The organism is Winogradskyella sp. SM1960 (assembly GCF_020179375.1).
In the GTDB taxonomy this organism is placed as follows: Bacteria; Bacteroidota; Bacteroidia; order Flavobacteriales; family Flavobacteriaceae; genus Winogradskyella; species Winogradskyella marina.
The window spans coordinates 204,274-215,460 of sequence record NZ_JAICBG010000006.1 but is presented as its reverse complement, the minus strand read 5'-3'; the positions used below and the strand labels follow the sequence as shown (position 1 = coordinate 215,460).

Sequence of the window (11,187 nt, the reverse complement as noted above, 5' to 3'; positions counted from 1 at the left end):
ACACCAAATGGAGATGGAAATAATGAAACTTGGAACATTGAAGGTGTTGGAAGTAATGCAAAAATTTATATATTTGACCGATACGGAAAGTTGTTAAAGCAAATAAGTCCAGATGGAGACGGATGGAATGGGACTTATAATGGCAAAGCCATGCCAACAGATGGCTATTGGTTTACAGTAGAATACGACGAACCAAGCAATGGTGAACGTAAAGAGTTTAAAGCCCATTTTACCTTGAAACGATAAAAAATTATGAAATTAAAAAAGTATTGTTTAGTAGCATTTATAGCTTTAGTAGCCAATTTTAGTATGGCTCAAGAAGGTATTCCTATTTATTCTGATTATTTAACAGATAATTATTATCTAATTCACCCTTCTATGGCAGGTGTTGCTAATTGTGCTAAGGTAAGATTAACAGCAAGACAACAGTGGTTTGGTGTAGATGATGCTCCGAGTTTACAAACGTTAAGTATGAATGGGCGAATTGGAGATTCTCCAGTAGCTGTTGGTGGTGTGCTTTTTAATGACTCTAACGGTTATCATTCTACAGTAGGTGGTTATGCTACTTTTGCTTATCATTTAATGTTTTCGAGAAATGAAATAGATTTAAATATGTTGTCATTTGGTTTAAGTGCTGGATTCTTACAGTATAAATTAGATGAAACAAGTTGGTTAGCACCTGGTGAATTTGATGCAGCAGTTGCAGGAATTGAACAAAGTGCAACAAATTTTAATATTGATTTTGGGTTTTCTTATCATTTTGTTGATTTCTATGCGCATTTTACGGCAAAGAATATTTTAGATAATGATGGTGTTAACTTTAATCAAGATGGAGAGTTTGAATTTAAAAATCTAAGAACTTATTTACTATCTACAGGTTATACGTTTAGCAGGTTTGGTAGCGAATGGAGTTATGAGCCTTCTATAATGTATATGTATAGAGATGCAACAGCAGAATCTTCAATAGATATAAATGCTAAGGTTTATAAGGAAATGGATTTTGGTAAAGTTTGGGGTGGGTTATCTTACAGACGTAGCTTAGATGGAGCAGAGTTTCAAGATGGATCAGGTGTAAGTAGTCAAAAGTTACAATACATTACTCCATTTTTAGGTGTAGATTATAATAATTTTGTGTTTGCATATACTTATTCGTATCAAGCAAATACTGTGAATTTTAACACAGGAGGTTTTCACCAATTAACACTTGGTTTCAATTTTAACTGTAGACGAGAAAAATATGAGTGTAACTGTCCTGCAGTAAACTAGAAATAAATAATATCAAAAACGAGGCTCAATGAAAATTGAGCCTCGTTTTTTTTAATAAATATCGAGCTGTAATTTAGTAATATTGAAGTCGAAACAATTTCATTATTAAAGTTTGAAACTGTGCTCAAACTAACACAATAGCTTTATCCTTTTTGGGAATTTGAAATTTCTTATTTTGGAATTTAATTGAATTATTCCCATTTATAGTTTTTCTGTTCAGCTTGAGACTTTAAAGCTTTTATCATAGCACTTTCTAAGCCGTTATTTGAATCTTTAGACTGCTTAGCAATATAATTTCGTCGGTTTAAATTTAAGGCAGCTATGTCATCTTGAAGCTTTTTACGCATCTTCGCTTTTTCTTCAACATAAGTTTTAATTTCAGATTTAGACTTTCCTTTTAATTCTTCAGGCAATTCACTTTCTTTTAAATCATCATAAGAGAATCCGTCTTCTTTTTCGGCATCTACCAAATCCCAAGAACTATTTTTATATAAACGCGAACTTTTACTAACCGTTCTACTTACAGCATTGGCTTTATTGTAACTTCTAGCGTTAGAGTCTTGTTCTGCTTGCATTTCCATTTTAGCGCTTCCAGCACTTCCATAAGCCACATACGTTTTGTTTAACTTCTCATTGAGTTCTAAAATTTTATCATCGTAAGGCGACGCTACATGGACTGTTGCTTGGTTGTGGTTAATAGCCATATAGTTGCCATGTGTTAAATCGGCACCATCTTTCCATTTGGTTGCAATACCTTGATTATAATCGCCACAAAAGATAGTGTTTACGGTAACATCATTTTGATGTGCTAATGTTGAGGCATCTTTATAACTCACGTTTCCTTGCGTATAAGGTTCATTTCCGGCAATGAAAATTAATTTTAAATCTTCTTTATGGTTTCCCCATTCTAATTGATGTAAAGCCGTATTAATTACTTTTCCACAGTATTCATTTCCACCATTTGTCGTTAGTGAGAACAGTGACTTTGAAATTTCGTCCAAATCATCACTAAAAGCAATGACTTGTCTTAAGTAGCCTTCATCTGCATTAAGGTTATCATTTCCGTATTCGTAAAGTGCAATTTTTAAATTTGGACTTTGGTCTTCACATTTTGCATAGGATAATTCATTTACAATTTTCCAAAGTTGTGCTTTGGCTTGGTCAATTAAACCATCCATACTATTACTAGTATCTAGTAGTAATGCGACTTTAATTTCAGGTTTTTTAACTTTTAAAGTTGTTTTAATCACTGTTTCAGAGATGGCTAAATCTTGAGTTCTGTTTTTTGAATTTGCATTACAAGCTGTAAGCGACGCTAGGCTTATTGCAAAAATTAAGGTTTTGAATTCTGTTTTCATGTTTTTTGATTTATGATGTAAAATTCAGATGAAAAAACAACGAATAAAAACCACAATGAGCAAACTGATACTTTCGGTGAGTGACATCGTATATAATTTTAGTAGAAGCGACTTTTTAGGTGTAAAACGGTTTCGAATTTTGAATACCGCATTTTTTGATACCAAATAAAGTATGTAGTTTAGTCCAACTAATTAAAAGTGAAGTGAGAATTTCTAAAACATATTATATACTACTATTATTTTGTCTCATAGGTTTTTTATCCTTTGGGCAAAATAGAGCGATAAAAAGTGCAGATGAAAAGCAGTCATTTACCATTAGAGGTTCTGTATCTGAAAAAGGCACACACAAACCTTATAAAAATGTTGAGATTTTAGTAAATGGAGGTAAGTATGTTACAACCAGTTTTGATGGATCGTTTAATATTCAAGCCAAAATTGGTGATGAGTTAATTATAAAACATCCCGATTTTGAAACTATTTATTACACGGTAAAATCTAATGAGCGCATTAGTATTGAAGTGGTTAATGCTGTTGAATCACGGTATAAAAGTCGATCTCAAGGCGATGTAAAACGCTTTAATCAAATGATAGATTCTGCCGATGCATATCTTAAAAAAGACGCTGAAAAAAGTATAAAATTTATAGGTGATGCTTTAGATGTGAATGTTAATACCATACAAAGTGCTAAAGCGCATGAGTTGTTAGGTGATATTTATGTATACTGGAAGCAACATGATTTAGCAATTTCGGCCTATAAAATTAGTCTGCAAAATACCGAAACAGCTTCTGCGAAATTGAAATTAGCTAAAGCTTACCTTAATAATGAAAATGTTGAAACGAGTATAGAAACATATAAAGAACTCGATGAAAGTACGCTCTCTAATTACGAAAAAACACTGTGGTATGAAGGCATTGGTGATGCGTACTTAACAATGAATCGTTTTGATGATGCTATATCATCTTACGAAGACGGTTTACAGGTCGCTCAAAACCATTTAATAGCACCAAAAGTTACGGATCTAAATTCTAAAATCGCCGAAGTATATAGTGAGCAAGGAGATACTAGTAAAGCAAAAAATTATTTTACAAATTCATTGAGTTTAGCGAAGCAAGAGAATAAAAAAAGAGCCGTTGAAGAACAGGTGAAAGTGGCCGAATTTAATAGTGAAAATGCAGAGTACGAAAGTGAAATTGTTTTAAGAAAGTTGGCTATTGAAGGGATTAAGGATATTGAGGTCGATTCTATTATTTCTAACGAAAGCCCAATTACATCACAAAAACAAAATTATAAGATTGGTAATGCGTATTTGCTCAGTAATGATTTAACTAATGCCATTCCTTACTTAGAAAAAAGTAGGGAAGAAGCTGGAGAAAGAGGTGATTTAGACGTGAAGTTAGATGCCACTCGTAAACTCTCTGAAGTCAATGCCAGATTAGGTAATACTGAAAAAACAATTGCTTATAATGACGAATATAAAGACGTGGTTGACGAATTGTATGCAAAAAAAATACAAGAAATCTCTCAAGCAGCACGTTTTAGTCGAAATATAGCAGAACAACAAAATAGAATAACATCTTTAGAAAGTGATAGAGCTTTGTCTAAAAGTACATATGAACTCACCCAAGAACGAAACAAAAGTCAACAACTTATTATTTATTCCTTAATTGGTGGTTTGATTCTTTTGTTAATCACTGGCTTTTTAATGTTTAAATACATAAAGCAACAACGATTAGCCAACAACTTATTAGCATTAAAATCGTTGCGAAGTCAAATGAATCCGCATTTTATATTTAACGCTTTAAACTCAGTTAATACGTTTATTGCGACTAATGACGAACGTACTGCTAATAAGTATTTGTCGGATTTCTCACAGCTAATGCGTGCCGTTTTAGAAAATAGCGAAGAAGATTTTATTCCATTAAAAAAGGAAATTGAATTATTGAATTTATACACCAAGCTCGAGCATTTTAGATTTCAAGATAAGTTTGATTATAGTATAGATGTTGATGATACGATTGATGTTGAAGAATTTCAGATTCCACCAATGTTATTACAGCCTTATATTGAGAATGCGGTTTGGCATGGCTTGCGTTACAAAACGGAAAAAGGGCATTTAAATATCAACATTCAACCAAAATCTAAAGACGAAATAACCATTATTATTTCAGATGATGGTATTGGTAGAGCACGATCTAAAGCCTTGAAAACAGATCATCAGAAAAAGCAAAACTCAAAAGGCATGAACAATATTAAAAAGCGTGTTGCCATTTTAAATGAAATGTATAAGGACAAAGTTGATGTAACGATTGAAGATTTTCAAGAGTTAGAAGATGCAGGTACAAAGGTGATTGTGACCTTAAAAAAAGATTAATAGTGTTAGAAGCTCGAAGTTTGAAGTTGGAAGAAACTTCGTGCTTCAAGCTTCGAGCTTCAAAATAAAAACGATGAAATTAAATGCCATAATAGTAGAAGACGAAGAAAACAGCAGGTTAATTCTACGAAATTATCTCACTAAGTATTGTCCTAATATTTCAATCTTAGGCGAAGCTTCCAATGTTGAAGAAGCTTTGGTTTTAATTAGAAATAATGACTTAGATGTGGTATTTCTAGATGTAGAAATGCCTTATGGTAATGCATTTGATTTACTGGATAAGGTTGGTGATATTAATTTTGAAACCATATTTGTCACCGCTTATAACCATTATGCGATAGATGCTTTAAATGCACACGCATCGTATTATTTAATGAAACCAATTTCTATTGACGAGTTGATAAAAGCTGTTGATTATGTCACAGAAATTAGAACTAAAGAAGATGCACTTCAAGATCAGGTTTTAGTGGCAAAGACCAATTCGGTGAATGGAAAAATTACCATTCCACAGCAAGATGGCTTCGAAGTTATAGAAACGGCAGATATTATGTACTGTAAGGCAGATGATAATTATACTGAAATTTACCTGAACAACAACAAAAAGAAACTCGTTAGTAAGACGTTGAAGTATATTGAAGAAAGTTTAAAGGAAGCCAATTTTGCCAGAGTCCACAAAAGTTATTTAGTTAACGTCAATGAAATTGTAAAATATGTAAAAGGCAAAGGAGGCAGTGTTATATTAAGTAATGGAAAAGAAATTTTGGTTTCGGCTTCTAAAAAATCTGATTTGTTGTCTTATTTTAAGTGACTAGATTCTTTTGAAAAAGAGATTTCAGAGAGAAGGTTTCTGAGCTTTCAGGTTTTTAAGACTTAAAAAATCTTTGGTCTTTTTAAACACCCAATTATGTGGTAAACTGTTGGGGAGAGTACCAACAGTAACATAAAGATTTCAATATAATATTTTTTAAACTCCAGCGGAGTTTTATATTAATAACAAGCGTAGTTATGGTTTATGCAAACTCCAGAGGAGTGATATGCAATTTAGTCGTCATTCTTCGGTAATTGTTTCGCATCTACGGAGCTTAAAAGGTTGTTGATTCTAATTATTACTATTTTACCACGCTGTGGTTTTATAAATGTATAGTTTTAAGGTAGTTAATTATTTCTGTTAAATTTAGGCTGAAATTTCCGACGTTTATTAGTTACCAACTTATTTCTAAGTAGTAAATAACATATTGAACCTACAACAGGAAAGAATAAAACCACTAAAACCCATACCGTACTCATATAAGGGTTCTTAAACCTAGATCGTGTAATATCAGAAATTGCCCAAAACCAAAATAGTATCGCTATACTAATTAAAGTGATCATTAAAATTAATCCCATAATATGCTGTTTTAAATTAAAACGTTTAAATACTAAGTTCTACAACTAAGCCTTCATTAGCTCTCACATTAAAAACTGTATTGTCTTCAAAGATTAAATACTGACCTTTTATGCCAACTAATTTCCCTGAGTAGTTTGGAGTTTTAGTTAAGTTAAGACTTTTTGGTTTTTCAGGATATTGGTCTACAGGAAATTGAATGTGAGTTTCCGTATTGTTTTCAATAAAATAAGGTAATGCTTCTTCAGGAATAAAGGTTTTTAAATTGTGTCTCCATTCTAATAAATCCTCATCTTTTATATCGTTTTTCAACATGGTTCGCCAATTGGTTTTATCAGCTACATGATCTTTTAAAGCGACTTCGGTAATTCCTGCTAAATAACGGTTTGGCACTTCAACGATTTCTATGGCTTCATGAGCACCTTGATCTATCCAACGCGTTGGCACTTGACTTTTTCTAGTAACACCAACCTTTACATTGCTCGAATTAGCTAAATAAACAATATGTGGTTGGAGTTGCACCTTTTTTTCATACGCTAAATCTCTATCTTCTTTGTCTAAATGCGCTGTGCTTAATTCTGGTCGCATTATCCAATCACCAGTAAAAGGCTTATCAAAAAAACAGGTTTTACAAAATCCTTGACGGTAAATAGGACGATCTAATCCACAGCTTAAACATTGGTGGCCAACACGTTTTATAGCAACGGGTTTATTTAGTAATTGATTGACATGAATAAAATCATTTTCAAATACAAGATAATATTGAATCGGTTCTAAAAACTCGGTTTGCATTTTAGTGAGGACTCCTGTGTAAACCATAAAAGAAATTTAGTATTTTTAGCATTAATTAATAGCGTAAAGATAGCCAATCCATGCCAATTCCTATTGTAAATTCCATTGCGTCTTGGTTTTTAAAAAAGCGATTCCATCAAATTGAATTGTTTTTAAAATACCCTAACGAAGTTCAGAATGAATTACTGTTTAGTTTATTAAAGCATGCTAAAGACACTGAAATTGGAAGACAATACGACTTCGACTCAATAAAAACTTATAGGGAATTTAATGAGCGAGTTCCTGTTGTAAATTATGAAGAATTTCAACCTTTAATTGAACGTTCGCGAAATGGTGAACAAAATATTTTTTGGCCTCGACCAATAAAATGGTTTGCTAAATCTAGTGGAACCACAAATGCTAAAAGTAAGTTTATTCCTGTAAGTTATGAGTCTTTAGAAGAGTGTCATTATGCAGCAAGTAAAGATTTGTTGTGTATGTATTTGAATAATAATGAAGATGCACAATTGTTTACTGGTAAGAGTTTACGTCTTGGTGGAAGCAAAGAATTATATAAAGAAAACGGGACTGTTTTTGGGGATTTAAGTGCTATTTTAATTGATAATATGCCATTTTGGGCAGAGTTTAGTAGTACACCTAGTAATCGAGTGTCGTTGATGAGTGACTGGGAAACCAAGATGCAGGCAGTGGTCGATGAAACGATAGAAGAGAACGTAACGAGTTTAGCAGGTGTACCATCATGGATGTTGGTTTTATTGAATAACGTTTTAGAAAAAACAGGAAAGGACAGCCTTTTTGATATTTGGCCAAATCTAGAAGTTTACTTTCATGGTGGAGTAAATTTTAGTCCCTATGTAGAACAGTACAAAGCTATTTTACCATCGGACAAATTTAGATATTACGAAATATATAATGCTTCTGAAGGCTTTTTTGCCATCCAAGATAAAAATAACTCAAGTGATTTGTTATTAATGTTAGATTATGGGATTTTCTATGAGTTTATCCCCATGAATTCCTATGGCACCGAAGAACAAATAGTTATTCCGCTAAGCGATGTTAAACTTAACACTAACTATGCGGTTATAATAACTACCAATGCAGGCTTATGGAGATACAAAATTGGTGATACTATAAGGTTTGTAAGTTTAAGTCCGCATAGAATAAGGGTTTCAGGCAGAACAAAGCACCATATCAATGCGTTTGGTGAAGAGTTAATTATAGAAAATGCCGAAGAAGCACTACGAAAAGTGTGTGCGCATACATCAGCTGAAATTGTAGATTATACAGCAGCTCCTATTTTTATGGAAGGTAAAGAAAAGGGAGCTCATGAATGGGTTATAGAGTTTAAAAGACCACCAGATAATATGTTAGATTTTGAAGAATTATTTGACAACTCGTTAAAATCTCTAAATTCAGATTATGAAGCCAAACGCCTTAATAATATGACCTTGAACAAACCTAAAATTCATAAGGCAAGACCTAATTTATTTTATGATTGGTTAAAAGAAAATGATAAATTAGGTGGTCAACATAAAGTACCTCGTTTATCGAACTCAAGAGCTTACCTTGAGGCCTTATTACGCCTTAATCAACAATAATACAGTTCTTAATAAGTTACAATTTTATGAATTGAAGTTAACCTTGAAAATTCTTACACTTTATCGAAAATAAAAACACTTGTGTTCATCACATCGTAAATTCAATAGATTTTATCTAATAAAGCAGTCAGGTAAGTCTTACTTTAAATTATGCTTATATATTAGCGGTAAATAAAAATGATTTCATTATACAAATCCCTCTTAACGATATAAGTATTGCGTGCAATATTTAATTAACTAATCCCTAACTAAACGAAAAACCACAATCTCTAATATTGAAATTGTGGTTTTTTAATGACTTATAGCTTTGTGTTTACGAAACGGCTTTAAGCTTTTTAATTGTCGATTTATTCAAACGATCTTCAGCATACGCTTTAGTAACGTTTAGTTTGGTTTCATCAGAACTCGGTAAATCAAACATCGCTTCGGTTAAAATCTCTTCACAAAGCGATCGTAATCCACGAGCACCAAGTTTGTACTCAATAGCTTTTTCTACAATATAATCTAACGCTCCATCAGTAATGGTGAATGTGATGTCATCCATTTCAAACAGTTTTTTATATTGTTTAATAATGGCATTTTTAGGCTCTGTTAATATGGCTCTTAATGTTTTTGCATCTAAAGGATCCATGTGCGTTAAAACAGGTAATCGACCAATGATTTCAGGGATTAATCCAAAATCCTTTAAATCTTTAGGAATAATATATTGTAAGATGTTATCCTTATCTACCACATCAGTTTTCATGGAACTATAACCAATAGCTTGCATGTTCATTCGCTTGGTGATAACACGTTCAATACCATCAAAAGCTCCACCTGCAATAAATAAAATATTTTCGGTATTAACTTCGATAAACTTTTGATCTGGATGCTTACGACCTCCTTTTGGTGGTACATTTACAACTGTTCCTTCTAATAATTTTAATAGGGCTTGTTGTACACCTTCACCAGAAACATCTCTGGTAATAGATGGATTATCACTTTTACGTGCAATCTTATCTATTTCATCAATAAAAACGATACCACGTTGCCCTTTTTCAAGATTGTAATCTGCAGCTTGTAATAAGCGCGTTAAAATACTTTCTACATCTTCACCAACATAACCTGCTTCTGTAAGCACAGTGGCATCAACAATTGCTAAAGGTACATTTAGCATTTTTGCAATGGTCTTTGCCATTAAGGTTTTACCAGTACCTGTTTGCCCAACCATAATGATGTTACTTTTTTGTATTTCAATATCATCATCAGTAGGAGGCTGTAATAATCGTTTGTAATGGTTATAAACCGCAACAGACATTACGCGTTTGGTGTATTCTTGTCCTATTATATATTCGTCTAAAAAGCCTTTAATTTCTTTGGGCTTTCTTAGCATTAATTCTGCACTCAACTCTGAGTTTCCAGATTGCTTAGATTCTTCTATTACAATACCATGTGCTTGCTCAATGCAACGATCACAAATATGGGCATCTAAACCTGCAATTAGTAAACTTGTTTCTGGCTTTTTCCTTCCACAAAATGAACATTCTAATTCTTCCTTTGCCATTTTCTATAGTTTTGATTTCTACAACTGCAGAAATCTCATTTTACGTTTTTATTATTAGTCGTAAGTAATTACGATTTCTTGCGTTCTAAGATTTCGTCAATCATTCCGTAATCTAGAGCTTCTTGTGAGCGCATCCAGTAATCTCTATCAGAATCTTTTTCTACTTGTTCAAAAGAATTACCAGAGTGTTCAGCAATAATAGTATACAATTCTTCTTTTACTCTAATTGTCTCTTTTAAGGCAATCTGCATATCACTTAACTGACCTTGAGTTCCACTACTTACTTGGTGAATCATTACACGAGAGTGTTTTAAAGCAGAACGCTTTCCTTTTTCTCCAGCACATAACAATACAGCTGCCATTGATGCAGCAATACCTGTACAAATTGTGGCAACATCTGGCTTTACAAATTGCATAGTATCGTAGATGCCTAAACCTGCATATACAGATCCTCCTGGCGAATTAATATAAATTTGAATGTCTTTATTGGCATCTGTACTCTGTAAAAATAACAGTTGCGCTTGGATAATATTTGCAACTTGGTCATTAACACCTGTGCCTAAAAATATGATACGATCCATCATTAAACGAGAAAATACATCAAAAACAGCGATGTTCATTTGACGTTCTTCTATAATATTTGGAGTCATGTTTGAAGGATACATGCTCTCTATAATCTTAGAGTAATAGTTGCTATTGATCCCTTGATCTTTTGTTGCAAATTTTTCAAATTCTTTTCCGTAGTCCATATAAATTTTAAATTCTTTTAATTGTTGAGTTTCTTTAAGGTCTTTATTTCTGTGGCCAAATTGAAGGTTGTGACATTAACTTCTTATTACAGAAGCGTTTTAATGGTATTCAACGTGACAGATAT

The 11,187-nt window shown here is 32.7% G+C and carries 10 protein-coding genes; 5 read left to right on the top strand and 5 right to left on the bottom strand.

Annotated features, from left to right (window positions below):
* The coding region (locus K1X16_RS14705; protein WP_225036945.1) for a T9SS type B sorting domain-containing protein at positions 1-246 on the top strand (246 nt) is incomplete at its 5' end.
* A 6-nt stretch (positions 247-252) separates the two neighbouring features.
* A complete protein-coding gene (locus tag K1X16_RS14700; protein WP_195871549.1) occupies positions 253-1,266 on the top strand; it encodes a type IX secretion system membrane protein PorP/SprF in 1,014 nt (337 codons plus the stop codon).
* A 191-nt stretch (positions 1,267-1,457) separates the two neighbouring features.
* Here the strand turns inward: K1X16_RS14700 and K1X16_RS14695 are convergent, their stop codons facing one another.
* Positions 1,458-2,624, bottom strand: a complete 1,167-nt coding sequence (locus K1X16_RS14695) for a vWA domain-containing protein (protein WP_225036944.1) — start codon at positions 2,622-2,624, stop codon at positions 1,458-1,460.
* Positions 2,625-2,779: 155 nt separating this feature from the next.
* Here K1X16_RS14695 and K1X16_RS14690 point away from each other — a divergent pair, with 155 nt between their 5' ends.
* Together K1X16_RS14690 and K1X16_RS14685 are read left to right on the top strand one after the other, a co-directional pair.
* The gene (locus tag K1X16_RS14690; protein ID WP_225036943.1) at positions 2,780-4,996 is read left to right on the top strand and encodes a histidine kinase; all 2,217 of its coding nucleotides are present in this window, start codon (positions 2,780-2,782) and stop codon (positions 4,994-4,996) included.
* A gap of 73 nt (positions 4,997-5,069) precedes the next feature.
* Positions 5,070-5,804: a LytR/AlgR family response regulator transcription factor gene (locus K1X16_RS14685; protein ID WP_195871546.1), complete on the top strand. Its 735-nt coding sequence runs from the start codon at positions 5,070-5,072 to the stop codon at positions 5,802-5,804.
* A 347-nt stretch (positions 5,805-6,151) separates the two neighbouring features.
* On the opposite strand, the gene K1X16_RS14680 is transcribed toward K1X16_RS14685, so the two are convergent.
* The gene (locus K1X16_RS14680) at positions 6,152-6,382 is read right to left on the bottom strand and encodes a PLDc N-terminal domain-containing protein (RefSeq protein WP_195871545.1); all 231 of its coding nucleotides are present in this window, start codon (positions 6,380-6,382) and stop codon (positions 6,152-6,154) included.
* A 25-nt stretch (positions 6,383-6,407) separates the two neighbouring features.
* Positions 6,408-7,199 carry a DUF2797 domain-containing protein gene (locus tag K1X16_RS14675; protein WP_225036942.1) on the bottom strand — a complete coding sequence of 264 codons (792 nt, stop codon included), beginning with the start codon at positions 7,197-7,199 and terminating at the stop codon, positions 6,408-6,410.
* A gap of 53 nt (positions 7,200-7,252) precedes the next feature.
* Between K1X16_RS14675 and K1X16_RS14670 the strand changes: the two genes are divergently transcribed.
* On the top strand, positions 7,253-8,770 hold the full coding sequence (locus K1X16_RS14670) for a GH3 auxin-responsive promoter family protein (protein ID WP_195871543.1): 1,518 nt from the start codon (positions 7,253-7,255) through the stop codon (positions 8,768-8,770).
* Positions 8,771-9,083: 313 nt separating this feature from the next.
* On the opposite strand, the gene clpX is transcribed toward K1X16_RS14670, so the two are convergent.
* Complete coding sequence (clpX, locus tag K1X16_RS14665) at positions 9,084-10,313, bottom strand: ATP-dependent Clp protease ATP-binding subunit ClpX (protein WP_195871542.1); 1,230 nt, start codon at positions 10,311-10,313, stop codon at positions 9,084-9,086.
* 68 nt (positions 10,314-10,381) lie between these two features.
* Positions 10,382-11,062: a ClpP family protease gene (locus K1X16_RS14660; protein ID WP_195871541.1), complete on the bottom strand. Its 681-nt coding sequence runs from the start codon at positions 11,060-11,062 to the stop codon at positions 10,382-10,384.
* Positions 11,063-11,187 lie beyond the last annotated feature (125 nt).